This is a genomic window from Streptomyces sp. NPDC016677, assembly GCF_055562815.1.
In genome coordinates this window covers 451,026-466,054 of sequence record NZ_JBVHEO010000005.1, presented here as the reverse complement: position 1 = coordinate 466,054, position 15,029 = coordinate 451,026, and the positions used below count along the sequence as shown (strand labels likewise).

Below are 15,029 nucleotides of genomic sequence, written 5' to 3'. Positions count from 1 at the left end.
GGCCGGGCCCCGTGGCGGCGCCTCACGCGAACTCGGCCGCGACCAGCTCCGCGATCTGCGCGGTGTTCAGCGCCGCGCCCTTGCGCAAGTTGTCTCCGCACACGAAGAGTTCGAGCGCGGTGGGATCGTCCAGCGCCCGGCGCACCCGGCCGACCCAGGTCGGATCGGTGCCGACCGCGTCGGCGGGCGTGGGGAACTCTCCGGCGGCGGGGTCGTCGAAGAGGACGACACCCGGCGCGGTGGCCAGGATCTCGCGGGCCCGGCCGACAGTGACCTCGCCCTCGAAGCGGGCGTGCACGGTCAGGGAGTGCGTGGTGACCACGGGCACCCGTACGCACGTCACCGCCACGGGGAGCTGCGGCAGTCCGAGGATCTTGCGGGACTCGTCCCGTAGCTTCATCTCCTCCGAGGACCAGCCGTCCTCCCGCGCCGACCCGGCCCACGGTACGACGTTCAGCGCGACCGGCTCGGGGAACGGACCGGTGTCGTCGCCGACGGCCCGCCGCAGGTCACCGGGGTTGGTCCCCAGTTCCGTACCGGCCACCAGGGAGAGCTGGCGGCGCAGCGTCTCGACGCCGTCCCGTCCGGCCCCGCTCACCGCCTGGTACGAGGAGACCACCAGGTCGCGCAGGCCGAACTCGGCGTGCAGCGCGCCCAGCGCCACGATCATGGACAGCGTCGTGCAGTTCGGGTTGGCGATGATGCCGCGCGGGCGCATCCGCACCGCGTGCGCGTTGACCTCCGGCACCACCAGCGGCACGTCCGGGTCCATCCGGAAGGCGCTCGAATTGTCGACCACGACCACGCCCTTGGCCGCGGCGATCGGCGCCCACCGCGCGGCGACCTCGTCGGGTACGTCGAACATGGCGACGTCGACCCCGTCGAAGGCGTCCTCGGTGACCGCGACGACCTCGGTCTCCTCGCCGCGCACGGCCAGCTTGCGGCCGGCCGAGCGCGGCGAGGCGAGCAGGCGGATCTCGCCCCAGATGTCCGCGTGCTGGGACAGGATCTGGAGCATGACCGACCCCACGACGCCGGTGGCGCCGACGACGGCGAGCGTCGGCTTCCCGGCCCGTGGGGACCGTTCGGTTTCGGCCATCAGCGGCCGGTGCCTCCGTAGACCACGGCCTCGTCGCTCTCGGAGTCCAGGCCGAAGGCGGTGTGCACGGCGCGCACGGCGTCGTCGACGTCGTCCTTGCGGGTGACGACCGAGATGCGGATCTCGGAGGTCGAGATCAGCTCGATGTTCACCCCGGCGTCGCTGAGCGCCTTGAAGAAGTCGGCGGTCACGCCCGGGTTGGTCTTCATCCCGGCCCCGACCAGCGAGATCTTGCCGATCTGGTCGTCGTAGCGCAGCGACTCGAAGCCGATGCCGGAGCGGTTGCTCTCCAGGGCGTCGATGGCCTTGCGGCCCTCGGTCGCCGGGAGGGTGAAGGAGATGTCCGTCAGACCGGTGGAGGCGGCGGACACGTTCTGCACGATCATGTCGATGTTGATCTGGGCGTCGGCGATCGTACGGAAGATCGTGGCCGCCTCGCCCGGCTTGTCGGGCACGCCGACGACCGTGATCTTGGCCTCGGAGGTGTCGTGCGCGACACCGGAGATCATGGCCTGCTCCACCTGCTTGTCCCCTTGCTGCTGTGTCTTCAGAACGAGTGGCTCGCTGCTGACCCAGGTGCCCTGGAGCCCGCTGAAACTGGACCGGACGTGGATCGGGATGTCGTACCGACGGGCGTACTCGACGCACCGGTGCAGCAGCACCTTCGAACCGTTGGCGGCCAGCTCCAGCATGTCCTCGAAGGAGATCCAGTCGATCTTCTTCGCCTTGCTCACCACGCGCGGGTCGGCGGTGAACACGCCGTCGACGTCGGTGTAGATCTCGCAGACGTCCGCGTCCAGCGCGGCGGCCAGCGCCACGGCGGTGGTGTCGGAACCGCCGCGCCCCAGCGTGGTGATGTCCTTGCTGTCCTGGCTGACGCCCTGGAAGCCGGCCACGATGGCGATGTTGCCCTCGTCCACCGAGGTCTTGATGCGGCCCGGCGTGACGTCGATGATCCGGGCTTTGTTGTGGACCGAGTCGGTGATGACACCCGCCTGGCTGCCGGTGAACGACTGGGCCTCGTGACCCAGGTTTTTGATCGCCATCGCCAGCAGGGCCATGGAGATCCGCTCTCCGGCGGTCAGCAGCATGTCGAGCTCACGTCCGGCAGGCATCGGGGAAACCTGCTCGGCGAGATCGATCAGCTCGTCCGTCGTGTCGCCCATCGCGGAAACGACGGCGACCACCTGGTTGCCGTTCTTCTTCGCTTCCACGATCCGCTTGGCGACGCGCTTGATGCCTTCGGCATCGGCTACGGAGGAGCCTCCGTACTTCTGCACGACAAGGCCCACGTGCGCTCCTCGCTCAATCCGTCTCTTTCCGCACGTACGTGTATGTACTGCGGTCGGCTCAGTCTAACGAGCGTCCGGTTTTGGCCCCTGCGATATCGCATGGTGAGACCTGCCGTCCGCCCGGTCGTCCAGGCAGGCTCATGCCCAGGGTTACGGCGGGCCACTCGGAACGTGCCGTGGGTCACATGTTCACGAACGGAACGGGTCCGCTCCGGGCTGAACTGCGGCGATGAACGCCGTCCAGGCGGGGGCCGCGACGCGGAGTTCGGGGCCGGGCCGGTTCTTGGAGTCGCGGACGTGGACGGCGGCCGAACGGGCGACCTCTACGCAGGCGCCGCCTTCACCGTCACTGTGACTCGACTTGACCCACTCCAGCTGGTCACTCACGGCTCTTCACCATCCGCTCGATGAAGCGGGCCGACTCCTCGGGGTCGAGGGCCCGCGTGCGGATCATGCTAAGCGCCTCGGTGACACGGCCGACAGCCCCTGGATCGGCCGAAAGTTCGCTGGCGAACGCGCCTTCGGCGAAGGCGTAGCGCTCACGGTCGCGCGTCTCGATGAGCACCATGGGCCCCTCCAGGGCGTTGCTGAACGCCCGCTCGAACGGCAGGACCTGAATCACGATGTTCCGCAGACGCCCCACTTCCAACAACCGCTCCAATTGCTCCTTGTCGACCAGTGGACTGCGCAACACCGCCTCGTACAGGACGAAACAGCAAGCCACCGGTGGCTTCGGCGCGGTAAGGATCGCCTGCCGGTCCATCCGGGTCGCGACCCGCTCCTCCACCGTCTCCTCGTCCTGCGGCGGCAGGCGGTCACTGATCAGCTTTCGCGCGTACGCGGCCGTCTGCAACAACCCGGGAATGAGGGCGACCTCGTACCACCAGATACTGATCGCTTCCTTTTCCCGCTCCATGTACTCCTGGGCCCGCGCCGGGAATTTCTCCTTGCACAGGTACTCCTTCGCCGCGCTCAACAGCTCGCCCGCGTCGCACAGTTCGTCGGCCACGTCCAGGACGCGGGCCGTCGGCATGCGTACTCCCTGTTCCATCGACTTGATGGTGTCCGGCGAGTAATTGGTCGCGGCGGCCAGTTGGACTCGGCTGATGTTCGCCCTTGTGCGCCAGCGCTTCAGCTGGTTGCCGGTGAAGCGCCACATGACAGGCGGCTGGGACACAGCACGCACCTCCTCGGTACACCACGGCGTGTAACCCTCACGTCACTACCGAGCGTAGGGAGATGGTGGGCAGCGTGTGAGCATGATGAACGCAATTCACCCCCGGCCCTCCTGGGTCCCGCCCACCGGGCTCCGGCTGCACGTGGCCGGCGTGTACTTCGACGCCGTACGGATCGACGGCATCCGCGGGGAACTGGTCGCCGACTGGCTGATCGAGGCCACCGGCGAGGACGCGGGGCCGATCGTGTGCGAGGCGAGCGGTGGGCGGTGGGTGTACTTCCTGGTGCCGCCGGGGGCGCTGGCGGGGCGGGACTGGCCGCTGGGTGTGCAGTTGCTGGGCGGGACGGGGACCGGGACCGTCACCTACGTCGGCATTCCGGCGCTCGTGGGCAACACCTGGCCGTTGCGCTGGTACAGCGGACCCACGGCGACCGCGCCCCACGTGTGCCCTGTCCGGCTGCGGGACGCGCTGGGGTGAGCGGTGCCCTACTTCACCGGGCGCAGGCCCAGGGGCCCGGCGATCTCCTCCACCATGACCCGGCCGGCCTCCGCCTCCAGGGCCTCGTCGCCGAGGTCCTGGTCGGTGTCGAGGCCGTCGAGGGCGGCCAGGGGCTGGTCGAGGCGGACGTGGGCGACGACCGACTGGAGGGCGCGCAGGGTCGCCGACGCGGTGGAGCCCCAGTTGGAGAAGTAGGAGAACTGCCACCACCACAGGGCCTCCGTGGTGCGGCCGGCCCGGTAGTGGACCATGCCGTGGCGGAGGTCGGTGATGACGTCGGTCAGGTCGTCCGAGATACGGGCCGGGACGGGGGCCTTGCGGGGCTCGTAGGGGTCGAAGACCTCGGAGTAGACGTCGACGGGCTCCAGGAGGCGGGCGAGGTTCTCGCGGAGTTCGTCCACGTCCAGCTCCGGGCCCGGGTCGGGCTCGTAGCGCTCGTCCGGGACGATGTCCTCGTGGGCGCCCAGGCGTCCGCCGGCCAGCAGGAGCTGGGAGACCTCCAGGAGGAGGAAGGGGACGGCGGAGGCCGGTTCGTCGCCCTTGGCGACCTCCGTGACGGCGACCAGGAAGCTCTCCACCTGATCGGCGATCTGGACCGCGAAGTCGTCCGGGTTCTGGTCGGTCGCGTGCAGCGTGGCGTCAGACATCTAGGAGTCGTCTCCCCTCGAAGGCGCGGCCGAGGGTCACCTCGTCCGCGTATTCCAGGTCGCCGCCCACCGGGAGGCCGCTGGCCAGGCGGGTGACCTTGAGGCCCATGGGCTTGATCATGCGGGCGAGGTACGTCGCCGTGGCCTCGCCTTCCAGATTCGGGTCCGTGGCCAGGATCAGCTCCGTGACCGTACCGTCGGCCAACCGCGCGAGAAGTTCTCGTATACGCAGGTCGTCGGGGCCCACGCCGTCGATCGGGCTGATCGCGCCGCCGAGGACGTGGTACCGGCCGCGGAACTCACGCGTGCGCTCGATGGCCACGACGTCCTTCGGTTCCTCGACCACGCAGATGACGGCGGGGTCGCGGCGGGTGTCGCGGCAGATGTTGCAGTGCTCCTCCTGCGCGACGTTGCCGCAGGTCGCGCAGAAGCGGACCTTCGCCTTGACCTCCATCAGGGCGTGCGCGAGACGCCGTACGTCGGTCGGTTCGGCCTGGAGGATGTGGAAGGCGATCCGCTGCGCGCTCTTGGGACCGACGCCGGGCAGCCGCCCCAGTTCGTCGATGAGGTCCTGGACCACGCCTTCGTACAACGGACTGCCGTCCTTCCTGGCTTCCTGGGGTGCCTTCAGTACGTACGGTAAGGGGCCGGGGGCCGTCTTAGAAAGGCAGCCCCGGGATGCCGCTGCCCCCGCCGCCGAGTCCCTGGGCCAGCGGGCCGAGCTTCTGCTGCTGGAGGGTCTGGGCGTTCTCGTTGGCGGCCTGGACCGCGGCGACGACCAGGTCGGCGAGGGTCTCGGTGTCCTCGGGGTCCACCGCCTTCGGGTCGATGACCAGGCCGCGCAGCTCGCCGGAGCCGGTGACGGTGGCCTTCACCAGGCCGCCGCCGGCCTGGCCGTCGACCTCCGTCCGCGCCAGTTCCTCCTGGGCCCTGGCCAGGTCCTGCTGCATCTTCTGGGCCTGCTGGAGCAACTGCTGCATGTTGGGCTGGCCACCACCGGGAATCACGATCAGCTCCTGTCGTCACGCTTTACCGTTGGCACGAGCCTACGTGGTCCGGGCGGCCCTCGCCCCAGCACTCTTTCGAGTGAGAGACAGTGACCCCTGTCCCTGATCAGGGACCTCTTCCGGGCGGAAAAGCGGTGATACCGGGGCTTTCGCCACCCGTTGGGGGGTAGGAAGGGTCCGGCGCGTCGGAGTCGTCACGCAGAGTGCTTGTTCGAACAGTGACGTTTGATCAGTGGGGAGTGCCGGGTGGGTCAAGGTGAACCGGGTGACCTGGCGGGACGGGCCTTTCCGCTCGGCGACTGGGGGCGGCCGGCCGAGCGTCTGGACGAGCTGTACCGGTGGGTGGAGCGGGGAGCGCTGGAGACGGCGGCGTGGTATCTCGCGGACCGGACGTGGAAGCGGCGGGGAGCGCGGGTGCTGCGGGGCGGGGCGGCGGCGGGGGCGGTCGCGGGGGCGGCGCTGCCGTTGCTGGACATGACGGGGGTGGTGGGCGGGGTCGCGCCCTGGGGGTATCTGGCGCTGCTGCTCGGCGTGGCGTGTGTGGCCGCGGACCGGTACTTCGGGGTGACGTCCGGCTGGATGCGGGACGTGGCCACGGCGCAGGCGGTGCAGCGGAGGCTCCAGGTGCTGCAGTTCGACTGGGCGGCGGAGAGCGTACGGGAGGTGCTCGGTCCCGCGGAGGGGACGGCCGGGGAGGCGGCGGAGCGGTGTCTGCTGGTGCTGCGGCGGTTCTCCGAGGACGTGACGGAGCTGGTGCGGTCGGAGACGGCGGACTGGATGGTGGAGTTCCGGACGGGGTCGGCGCCGTTGGGCATCCAGGCGGGCGGGGTCGCGGGCGGACGGGCCGCGGAGGGCGCGGTGGTGCCGGGGCGGCTCGGGATGCCGCCGGGCGGCACACGGCCGAACATGCCCCGGCAGCGGCCACCGGAGGCGCGGTGAGGCACCGCGGACGCGCGGCGGCCTGTCCCGGACGGCGGGACGGCGGGGCCTGACCGGCGCAGAGGGTCATGCCCTCGGGGGTGTAGCAGGGGACGTGGCCGTGCGTGCGGGTGACGTCCTGGCCGTTGCCCCGGGTCAGGTAGGTCAGGAAGCTGGAGGCCAGGGAGTCGGCCGGGGGGCTGCCGTAGGTGTAGGCGTACTCGATCTCGCGGTACGGGTAGTCGCTGGTGCCGTGCTCGATGGCGTCGACGGAGGGCGGTTCGCCGTCGAGGCTGAGCCGGCGTACGCCCTCGACCCGGCCGGCCAGGTTGAGTTCGCTGTAGCCGATCGCGCCGGAGAGGTCGGCGACGGTCGACAGGACCTGGTCGGTGGAGTCGAGTTCGCAGCGGACGAAGCCGATCGACGGGTCGTCCTTGTGGACGCAGTCGAGGGAGGAGTTGGTGATCTCGCCGCTGAACAGGCGGCGTACGTCGGCCGTGGAGAGGTCGCCGTCGGGCAGCCGCACGCTGTCGTTGACGACCAGGGCGAAGGCCGACACCGCGACCCGGTTCTCCCGCAGTTCCGGCATGCCGCTCGGCTTGGGGCCGTCGGAGAGGGCCACCACCGGCGGGGAGCCGTGCTCCGCCCGCTCGCCGGCCGCCGCCAGTTCCCGTATGCCCGAGGTGGAGCCGTGCGTGTCCACCACGATCTCGGTCTCGTCCTCGGCGCAGTCCCGTGCCTACTTGTCGGCCGCCTCCCGCAGGACGGGGGCGAAGGCCGTGGAGCCGATGAGGGTCAGCCGGCCGCTCTCGCAGCCGATCGGGGGGCCGGTGTCGTCCTGGGCGACGACGATCGCGGCCAGCGTGACCACGCACACGGTGAGCATGATGGTGATCAGCCGGGCGGCGCGGCCGAACAGCGGCGGGGTGTCGTCCGGGGTCGCGCTGCGGTTGGGGTGGACCTCGCCGTCCCGCAGGCCGCCGGTCAGCCGGATCTCGCTGCCCACGTCGCCGCCGGAGAGCAGGACGAGCAGTTCGAAGTGGTCGCCGCGGTTGAGGGGGACGCGGGGGACGCGCAGGGTGTTGCCCTCGTAGCCGAAGCCGCGGCCGGCGGTGAAGTGGTCCATCAGATGGCTGGTGTCGGACGGCTGGGTGACCGAGACGCCGCGGATGGTGCGGTCGGTGAAGACCGCGGTCAGCCCGTGCGGTTCGGGGCCGGTGCAGTCGTCGCGGTCGATGCCCTGGGAGCCGTCGTTCTCCACACGCAGGAGGACCAGGGTGGCGTCCGTCATCCCCGGGGTCTCGTCGAACAGGCCGAGGCGGCGGTTGAGGCGGCCGGAGCGGGCGTCGTCACCGATCGGGTTGTCCATCTGGAAGCGGTAGCCGATCCTCCCCCACTGCCTGAACGGCGTGGGGGGGGCGCCCCCAGCGGCGCGGCACCCGCCGTTGAGCGTCGTCCTGTGCGATCGTCCGGTCACCGTACGGATGTGGGTTGGCGTTGTCGCTCACTCTCGGGAGAAGGTGAGTTTCTTCCCGTCGCTGGTGAGTACGCGCTCCAGCCGGCCGTCGGACAGCAGGGTGGCCTCGGAGGCCGAACCCGGGGTGCAGGACGAACTCGGCTCCCCGACCGTCACCTCGGACGGCCCGAACCGCAGCGGCCCGTCACCACCGGGATCGGCCGCCAGCTCGGCCTGGAACACACAGTGGTACGCGTCGCCGTCGGCGACCAGGGAGAGCACGGTGTCGCCCACCTCGCCCTGCTGGACGGTCAGCCGCCGCCGGTGGGTGCCCGTGGCGTTGTCGATGGTCGTGGTCCAGGTGCCCAGGTACTCCGCCGGAACCACGCCGTCCTCCGCCGCCGGGGCGGTCGTCGGTTCGGCGTCGGCGGACGGTCCGGCGGCGTCGGAGGTGCCGGGGTCCGGTGTGGAGGAAACGGTCACGGCCGGCCCCGGACGGGCACGCCCGCCGTCCCCGCCGTCATCACCGTCACCGTCACCGTTCATCAGCGCGTACACCGAACCCCCGGCGGCCAGCGCCACGACCAGCGCGACCGCCACCAACAGCACGGTGGAGGGCCCTCGCCGGACCGGTTCCCTCGACGACGGAGCGACGGACGGACCTGCGGGCGGAGCGACGGACGGCGGGGCCGCCTCATGGGACGGGGCCGCCCCATGAGGCGGAACCTGCCCACGCGACGGGTGGTTCACCGACGCACCGGCACCGGGCTGCCCCGGCTGCCCAGGGAGAGGCGCCCCGGGCACGGCCCCTCCGGGCTCCGGTGCGGACCCGCCGGGCGCAGCGCTGCCCCAGGACCGCCCCATCGCCCCCGGCCCACCGGCCACCGGCGCCGGACCACCGGTCGGTACGCCGGCCCCGGCCGTCGGCGCGGACGCGCGGTCCGGCGTCGGAGGGCCGGCAGCCTCCGGGTCCTCGGTGGCCAGCAGCCCTGCCGCGTGCCGGCCGAGCCGCGCCACCAGTGCCCCCGGCAGCCAGGGGTCGCGGGAGCGGCCGTCGGCGACGGTGTCCCGCGCGCCCGTGCGGGCCAGGACGGCCTCCAGGGAGGGCCGGGCGGCCGGGTCCTTCCGCAGGCACGCGCCGACCAGGTCCGCGATGCCCTCCGGCACACCGGTCAGGTCCGGTTCCTCCTGCGCGATGCGGAACATCAGGGCGTGCACCCCGCTGTCGGCGGTGCCGAACGGGAGCGCGCCGGTGGCGGCGTAGGCCAGGACCGAGCCGAGGCAGAAGACGTCGCAGGCGGGCGTGAGAGGTTCCCCGCGGACCTGCTCGGGGGCCATGAAGCCGGGCGAGCCGACGAGCGCGCCCGTGAGGGTCGCTCCCGCGTCGGTCCCGCTCTCCAGGGCGCGGGCGATCCCGAAGTCGATGACGCGGGGGCCGTCGATGGTGACCAGGACGTTGGACGGTTTCAGGTCGCGGTGCACGATCCCGGCCGCGTGGATGTCCTGGAGCGCCCGGGCCAGCCCGGCCCCCAGAACCCGTACCGACCGCTCGGGCAGCGCCCCGTGATCGTGCCCGACCACCTGCTGGAGGCTGGGCCCGGCCACGTACCCGGTGGCGACCCAGGGCACGGCGGCCTCGGTGTCGGCGTCCAGGACCGGCGCCGTCCAGTACCCGCCGACCCGCCGGGCCGCCCCGACCTCCCGCCGGAACCGTTCCCGGAACTCCTCCCGCTCCGCCAGTTCCCCGCGCACCAGCTTCAGCGCGACCGTACGGCCCCGGTCCGACCGGGCCAGATAGACCTGTCCCATGCCCCCCGCACCGAGCCGCGCCAGCAGCCGGTAGGCGCCGATGCGCCGCGGGTCCCCCTCCGCGAGCCTCTCCACCGTCGCGCCGCCTTCCCCGGACGTTCCCTGTGCATGAGCAACAGGCCGAGGATAGTGCGGAGTTGGCGGTGAGGGAGACCGCGCCGCGTCGACGGTTCCGTAACAGATCGTGCGGGGACGGGGACGTAGGGTCGTCGACATCCTGTCGCGCGAGGGCCCGGCCGGCAGACACGACGCCGATACCGTCACCGTCCCCCGGCCCCCTACTCTCACCCGCATGACCCCTCAGAACGACAGCCCCGACCCCCGTACCGGCGCCGCCGTCAAGGCCGCCGACCGCGCGCACGTCTTCCACTCCTGGTCCGCGCAGGAACTCATCGACCCGCTCGCCGTAGCCGGCGCGCAGGGCTCGTACTTCTGGGACTACGACGGCAAGCGCTACCTCGACTTCACCAGCGGCCTCGTCTTCACCAACATCGGCTACCAGCACCCGAAGGTCGTCGCCGCGATCCAGGAGCAGGCGGCGCGGATGACGACGTTCGCGCCCGCCTTCGCCGTCGAGGCGCGCTCGGAGGCGGCGCGGCTGATCGCCGAGCGGACCCCAGGCGACCTCGACAAGATCTTCTTCACCAACGGCGGCGCGGACGCCGTCGAGCACGCGCTGCGCATGGCGCGGCTGCACACGGGCCGGCCCAAGGTGCTCTCCGCCTACCGCTCCTACCACGGTGGCACCCAGCAGACGGTCAACGTCACCGGCGACCCCCGGCGGTGGGCGTCCGACAGCGGCACGGCGGGGGTCGTGCACTTCTGGGCGCCGTTCCCGTACCGCTCGCGCTTCTACGCCGAGACCGAGGAGCAGGAGTGCGCGCGGGCGCTGGAGCACCTGGAGACGACGATCGCCTTCGAGGGGCCCGGGACCGTCGCCGCGGTCGTGCTGGAGACCATCCCGGGGACGGCCGGGATCATGGTGCCGCCCGCCGGTTACCTGGCCGGGGTCCGCGAGATCTGCGACAAGTACGGGATCGTGTTCGTCCTGGACGAGGTGATGGCCGGGTTCGGGCGGACCGGTACGTGGTTCGCGGCCGACCTGTTCGGCGTCGTACCGGACCTGATGACCTTCGCCAAGGGCGTGAACAGCGGCTACGTGCCGCTCGGCGGGGTGGCGATCTCCCCCGCGATCGCCGAGACCTTCGCCGAGCGGCCCTACCCGGGCGGTCTGACCTACTCCGGGCACCCGCTGGCCTGCGCCGCCGCCGTCGCCACGATCGGGGTGATGGAGGAGGAGGGCGTCGTCGAGCACGCCGCCCGGCTCGGCGCCGAGGTCGTCGGCCCCGCCCTGCGGGAGCTGGCCGGGCGGCACCCGAGCGTGGGAGAGGTGCGCGGCACCGGCATGTTCTGGGCGCTGGAGCTGGTGCGGGACCAGAAGACGCGCGAGCCGCTGGTGCCGTACAACGCGACCGGACGGGCGGGCGCCCCGATGGCCGCGTTCGCCGCCGCCGCGAAGGCGCACGGGCTGTGGCCCTTCGTGAACATGAACCGCACCCATGTGGTGCCGCCCTGCAACGTCAGCGAGGCGGAGCTGAAGGAGGGCCTGGCGGCACTGGACGCGGCACTGTCGGTCGCGGACGGGTACACCGCGTGAGGCGCCCGTGAACGCGTAAGGTGGCGTGCTCGTACACATATACGCGCACACATATGCGTGCACACCTGTACGCGTACGCCCGTACGCGCGTACCTGTACGCGCACGCCGCCCGAACGCGACGAGGAGACGCCCGACCATGCCCGGCCCCAGCCGCAACGGTGCCGTGACGCGCAGCACCCTGCGGCAGCAGATCGCCGACGCGCTCCGCGACGAGGTGCTGGCCGGACGGCTCCAGCCGGGGCAGGAGTTCACCGTCAAGGAGATCGCCGAGCAGTACGGGGTCTCCGCGACGCCCGTGCGCGAGGCGCTGGTCGACCTGTCCGCGCAGGGGCTGCTGGAGGCCGACCAGCACCGCGGCTTCCGGGTCCACGAGTACTCCGTCGACGACTTCCGCGGCATGGTCGAGGCCCGGCGCCTGGTCAGCGACGGGATGTTCCACGCCTGCGCGGCCGGCCACCACGCCGCGGCGCCCGGCGACGCGCAGCGGCTGACCGCCGCCCTGGCGGGGGTGCGGCGCCGCGGCGAGGAGGCCCAGCGCGCCGCCACCGCCGGGGACCTCACCGTCCTCATCGGCTACGACCTGCGATTCTGGCGGGAGCTGGCGGCCTTGTACGGCAACCCGTACCTCGCCGACTTCCTGCACCGGCTGCGCGTGCAGAGCTGGGTGTGCACGGTGCAGCACCTGCGCCGGCTCAGCGATCTGCGGGGCACCCTGTGGTCCGGCCACACGGAGCTGGTCGACGCACTGGTCCGGCGGGACGCCGAGGCGGCCCGCGCGCTCGTCACGGCGTACAACACGCACGCGCTCACGCTGGTGGAGCGGCTCGCCGCCGGATGACCGCGGTGGCGTTGCGGGGGCTTGCCGCCGGATGACCGCGGTGGCGTGCGGGGGCCGCGGGTGGGGGGCGCGCGCCTGGGTATGGGATGGGCACGAGGGCCCCCGCCCGGGGAGCCGCCCTCCGGCCGGACCGACTACCCTGCCCTGCACCACCGTGCTGTGTGAGGAGCCCTCTTTTGGCCTGTGACCTGTGGCTGGTACCGCTCGTCGACGTGTTGTGCCACACCCCGGACAATCCCTTCGCCGAGGAACTCGCGCAGTACGACAAGGTGCTGGCCGAGGCCGGGCTGCCGCCGGTACCGGTGTTCGCGTACATGCCGGGGCTGACCGGCGAGGTCGCCCCGGTGGCCGGTTTCGACTACGACGCGCTGCACTTCCTGCGCCGCGCCCACCTGCTCCAGCTCTGCGGCCTGCCGGTGACGCCGGTGGACGAACTGGGCGGCGACTACGAGCAGTTGCTGGAGATGTTCGAGGCCACGGCCCAGCAGTCGCACCTGGTCTGGCACTACGACCACGCCGGCGCCTACGTCCCCGTCGACTTCCCGCACCCCCTGGCCAACGACGAGCTGCTGGCCGGCGGCGGCCCGCTCGGCTCCTCCCACGCCCTGCTGCGCGAACTGGAGTCCGTCGCGCCGTCCCTCGGCATCGACCCGGCCAATCCCCCGGCGGCCCCGCAACCGCCCGCCGGGCCGACCGAGTTGGAGGAGCCGGCGGCACCGGCCCCGTACGACCCCAGCCCGTTCTCCCGGGAGCGGCACGTGTGGCTGGGGCTGCACGCGGCGGCGACCCGGAGCCTGGCGCAGGGGTCGATGATCGTCTTCAGCTGACGCCGGAACTCCGGCCGAGCTGGGCCAGGCCCTTCCGCAGGTCCTCTCCGTTCATGACCGGGCACACCTCGACCTCGGCGTTGAACTGGGTGAAGAACGGTTCCCCGGTGGCGGGCAGATCGGAGCTGTCCGCCATGTCGAAGACGAGCAGGGCGGTCCGCCGGCCGCCCAGGGGACCAAAGTAGGCCGCCTCGGGCCGGAGGTGGTCGAGGGCGTCCTTGATCAGTTCGGGCATCTTCCCGCTGCGGATGGCCTCGTTCGCCTTCTCCGTGTCCAGCGTCGCCTTGAGCATCACGCGCATCGCACTCACCTTCTTCTGTCGTCGACACGCGGCTTCCCCTCAAGGCTATGCCCGTCACGGCCACCGGGGTGGCCGTGACGGGCCCGGGGGCCTACAGGAACGAGTTGACCTCGATCGTCTCGTCCCGGCCCGGACCCACGCCGATCGCGGAGATCGGGGCGCCGGACATCTCCTCCAGGGCCTTGACGTAGTTCTGCGCGTTCTTCGGCAGGTCGTCGAAGGTCTTGGCCTTGGTGATGTCCTCGGACCAGCCCGGCAGCGTCTCGTAGACGGGCTTCGCGTGGTGGAAGTCGGACTGCGAGTAGGGCAGCTCCTCGACCCGCTTGCCGTCGATCTCGTACGCCACGCAGACCGGGATCTGCTCCCAGCCGGTGAGGACGTCGAGCTTGGTGAGGAAGAAGTCGGTCAGACCGTTGACCCGGGTCGCGTAGCGGGCGATCACCGCGTCGAACCAGCCGCAGCGCCGGTCGCGTCCGGTCGTCACGCCCCGCTCGCCGCCGATGCGGCGCAGCGCCTCGCCGTCCTCGTCGAACAGCTCGGTCGGGAACGGGCCGGCGCCGACGCGGGTCGTGTACGCCTTCAGGATGCCGATGACCCGGCTGATCTTCGTCGGGCCCACGCCGGCGCCGGTGCAGGCACCGCCGGCGGTCGGGTTGGAGGAGGTGACGAAGGGGTACGTGCCGTGGTCGATGTCGAGCAGGGTGCCCTGGCCGCCCTCGAAGAGGACCACCTTGTCGTCCTCCAGCGCCTGGTTGAGGACCAGGACGGTGTCGGCGACGTACGGGCGCAGCTTCTCCGCGTAGCCCAGCAGCTCCTCGACGACCTGGTCGGCGGTGATCGCGCGCCGGTTGTAGAGCTTGGTGAGCATCTGGTTCTTGACCTCGAGCGCCGCCTCGACCTTCTGGGTGAGGATCGACTCGTCGTAGAGGTCCTGGACGCGGATGCCGACACGGTTGATCTTGTCGGCGTAGGTCGGGCCGATGCCCCGGCCGGTGGTGCCGATCTTGCGCTTGCCGAGGAAGCGCTCGGTCACCTTGTCGACGGTGACGTTGTACGGCGTGATGATGTGAGCGTTGCCGCTGATCAGGAGCTTGGACGTGTCGACGCCACGCTCGTTCAGACCGCTCAGCTCGGAGAGCAGGACCGACGGGTCGACGACGACGCCGTTGCCGATGACCGGCGTGCAGCCGGGGGAGAGAATCCCGGAAGGGAGCAGGTGGAGGGCGTACTTCTGGTCACCCACGACTACCGTGTGGCCGGCGTTGTTGCCGCCCTGGTAGCGCACCACATAGTCGACGGAACCACCGAGCAGGTCCGTCGCCTTTCCCTTGCCTTCGTCACCCCACTGAGCACCGAGCAGCACAAGTGCGGGCACGCGCGTACACCCCTTCCGGGCGGGGCATGTCCAAGGTCGAGGGCATACGTGTCACGGCTCGTGCCTCGTACACACGGCTCATGGCTCGTACACCGGCGACCTTCGTCGGCCGCAACCCGTCGGACC

At 71.4% G+C, this 15,029-nt stretch carries 15 protein-coding genes and 1 pseudogene; 5 read left to right on the top strand and 11 right to left on the bottom strand.

Annotated features, from left to right (window positions below):
* Positions 1-22: 22 nt before the first annotated feature.
* The 4 genes from ACZ3IG_RS18330 to ACZ3IG_RS18315 form a co-directional block, all read right to left on the bottom strand.
* Positions 23-1,099 carry an aspartate-semialdehyde dehydrogenase gene (locus ACZ3IG_RS18330; RefSeq protein WP_467433109.1) on the bottom strand — a complete coding sequence of 359 codons (1,077 nt, stop codon included), beginning with the start codon at positions 1,097-1,099 and terminating at the stop codon, positions 23-25.
* Positions 1,099-2,391, bottom strand: coding sequence for an aspartate kinase (locus ACZ3IG_RS18325; RefSeq protein ID WP_467433108.1), 1,293 nt, complete (start codon positions 2,389-2,391; stop codon positions 1,099-1,101). The genes ACZ3IG_RS18330 and ACZ3IG_RS18325 overlap by 1 nt, the downstream gene beginning before the upstream one ends.
* Before the next feature lie 189 nt (positions 2,392-2,580).
* The gene (locus tag ACZ3IG_RS18320) at positions 2,581-2,778 is read right to left on the bottom strand and encodes a DUF397 domain-containing protein (protein WP_467433106.1); all 198 of its coding nucleotides are present in this window, start codon (positions 2,776-2,778) and stop codon (positions 2,581-2,583) included.
* The gene (locus ACZ3IG_RS18315) at positions 2,771-3,568 is read right to left on the bottom strand and encodes a helix-turn-helix domain-containing protein (RefSeq protein WP_467433105.1); all 798 of its coding nucleotides are present in this window, start codon (positions 3,566-3,568) and stop codon (positions 2,771-2,773) included. Before ACZ3IG_RS18315 ends, ACZ3IG_RS18320 begins: the two co-directional genes overlap by 8 nt.
* A gap of 82 nt (positions 3,569-3,650) precedes the next feature.
* Between ACZ3IG_RS18315 and ACZ3IG_RS18310 the strand changes: the two genes are divergently transcribed.
* Complete coding sequence (locus ACZ3IG_RS18310) at positions 3,651-4,046, top strand: hypothetical protein (RefSeq protein WP_467433103.1); 396 nt, start codon at positions 3,651-3,653, stop codon at positions 4,044-4,046.
* 8 nt (positions 4,047-4,054) lie between these two features.
* Here ACZ3IG_RS18310 and ACZ3IG_RS18305 read toward each other — a convergent pair whose 3' ends face one another.
* The 3 genes from ACZ3IG_RS18305 to ACZ3IG_RS18295 all read right to left on the bottom strand — a co-directional run bounded on the left by ACZ3IG_RS18305 (position 4,055) and on the right by ACZ3IG_RS18295 (position 5,721).
* Positions 4,055-4,714, bottom strand: a complete 660-nt coding sequence (locus ACZ3IG_RS18305; RefSeq protein WP_467433101.1) for a DUF5063 domain-containing protein — start codon at positions 4,712-4,714, stop codon at positions 4,055-4,057.
* The gene (gene recR / locus ACZ3IG_RS18300) at positions 4,707-5,306 is read right to left on the bottom strand and encodes a recombination mediator RecR (protein ID WP_467433100.1); all 600 of its coding nucleotides are present in this window, start codon (positions 5,304-5,306) and stop codon (positions 4,707-4,709) included. The genes ACZ3IG_RS18305 and recR overlap by 8 nt, the downstream gene beginning before the upstream one ends.
* A 67-nt stretch (positions 5,307-5,373) precedes the next feature.
* Positions 5,374-5,721, bottom strand: a complete 348-nt coding sequence (locus tag ACZ3IG_RS18295) for a YbaB/EbfC family nucleoid-associated protein (protein ID WP_467433098.1) — start codon at positions 5,719-5,721, stop codon at positions 5,374-5,376.
* A 246-nt stretch (positions 5,722-5,967) separates the two neighbouring features.
* Here ACZ3IG_RS18295 and ACZ3IG_RS18290 point away from each other — a divergent pair, with 246 nt between their 5' ends.
* Complete coding sequence (locus ACZ3IG_RS18290; RefSeq protein WP_467433097.1) at positions 5,968-6,660, top strand: SLATT domain-containing protein; 693 nt, start codon at positions 5,968-5,970, stop codon at positions 6,658-6,660.
* Positions 6,661-6,715: 55 nt separating this feature from the next.
* Here ACZ3IG_RS18290 and ACZ3IG_RS18285 read toward each other — a convergent pair.
* Both ACZ3IG_RS18285 and ACZ3IG_RS18280 read right to left on the bottom strand, forming a co-directional pair.
* Positions 6,716-8,029, bottom strand: a pseudogene (locus tag ACZ3IG_RS18285) (substrate-binding domain-containing protein); the annotation flags it as partial.
* A 114-nt stretch (positions 8,030-8,143) separates the two neighbouring features.
* Positions 8,144-9,979 (bottom strand): serine/threonine-protein kinase, encoded by a 1,836-nt coding sequence (locus ACZ3IG_RS18280; protein WP_467433095.1) that lies wholly within the window; start codon positions 9,977-9,979, stop codon positions 8,144-8,146.
* Between the two features lie 217 nt (positions 9,980-10,196).
* Here ACZ3IG_RS18280 and ACZ3IG_RS18275 point away from each other — a divergent pair, with 217 nt between their 5' ends.
* The 3 genes from ACZ3IG_RS18275 to ACZ3IG_RS18265 all read left to right on the top strand — a co-directional run bounded on the left by ACZ3IG_RS18275 (position 10,197) and on the right by ACZ3IG_RS18265 (position 13,227).
* The gene (locus tag ACZ3IG_RS18275; RefSeq protein WP_467433094.1) at positions 10,197-11,561 is read left to right on the top strand and encodes an aminotransferase class III-fold pyridoxal phosphate-dependent enzyme; all 1,365 of its coding nucleotides are present in this window, start codon (positions 10,197-10,199) and stop codon (positions 11,559-11,561) included.
* A gap of 137 nt (positions 11,562-11,698) precedes the next feature.
* Positions 11,699-12,400: a GntR family transcriptional regulator gene (locus ACZ3IG_RS18270; RefSeq protein WP_467433093.1), complete on the top strand. Its 702-nt coding sequence runs from the start codon at positions 11,699-11,701 to the stop codon at positions 12,398-12,400.
* 176 nt (positions 12,401-12,576) lie between these two features.
* Positions 12,577-13,227, top strand: coding sequence for a hypothetical protein (locus tag ACZ3IG_RS18265; RefSeq protein ID WP_467433090.1), 651 nt, complete (start codon positions 12,577-12,579; stop codon positions 13,225-13,227).
* On the opposite strand, the gene ACZ3IG_RS18260 is transcribed toward ACZ3IG_RS18265, so the two are convergent.
* On the bottom strand, positions 13,220-13,528 hold the full coding sequence (locus ACZ3IG_RS18260) for a hypothetical protein (RefSeq protein ID WP_467433087.1): 309 nt from the start codon (positions 13,526-13,528) through the stop codon (positions 13,220-13,222). The genes ACZ3IG_RS18265 and ACZ3IG_RS18260 overlap by 8 nt on opposite strands.
* 91 nt (positions 13,529-13,619) lie before the next feature.
* Entirely contained in the window at positions 13,620-14,903 is a 1,284-nt protein-coding gene (locus ACZ3IG_RS18255; RefSeq protein WP_467433085.1) for an adenylosuccinate synthase, read from the bottom strand.
* Positions 14,904-15,029 lie beyond the last annotated feature (126 nt).

Excerpts from the sequence above, each read along its gene's own strand:
- ACZ3IG_RS18330 (WP_467433109.1), bottom strand. The coding sequence starts at position 1,099 with ATGGCCGAAACCGAACGGTCCCCACGGGCCGGGAAGCCGACGCTCGCC.
- ACZ3IG_RS18310 (WP_467433103.1), top strand. The coding sequence starts at position 3,651 with ATGATGAACGCAATTCACCCCCGGCCCTCCTGGGTCCCGCCCACCGGG.
- ACZ3IG_RS18260 (WP_467433087.1), bottom strand. The coding sequence starts at position 13,528 with ATGCGCGTGATGCTCAAGGCGACGCTGGACACGGAGAAGGCGAACGAG.
- ACZ3IG_RS18305 (WP_467433101.1), bottom strand. The coding sequence starts at position 4,714 with ATGTCTGACGCCACGCTGCACGCGACCGACCAGAACCCGGACGACTTC.
- ACZ3IG_RS18275 (WP_467433094.1), top strand. The coding sequence starts at position 10,197 with ATGACCCCTCAGAACGACAGCCCCGACCCCCGTACCGGCGCCGCCGTC.
- ACZ3IG_RS18270 (WP_467433093.1), top strand. The coding sequence starts at position 11,699 with ATGCCCGGCCCCAGCCGCAACGGTGCCGTGACGCGCAGCACCCTGCGG.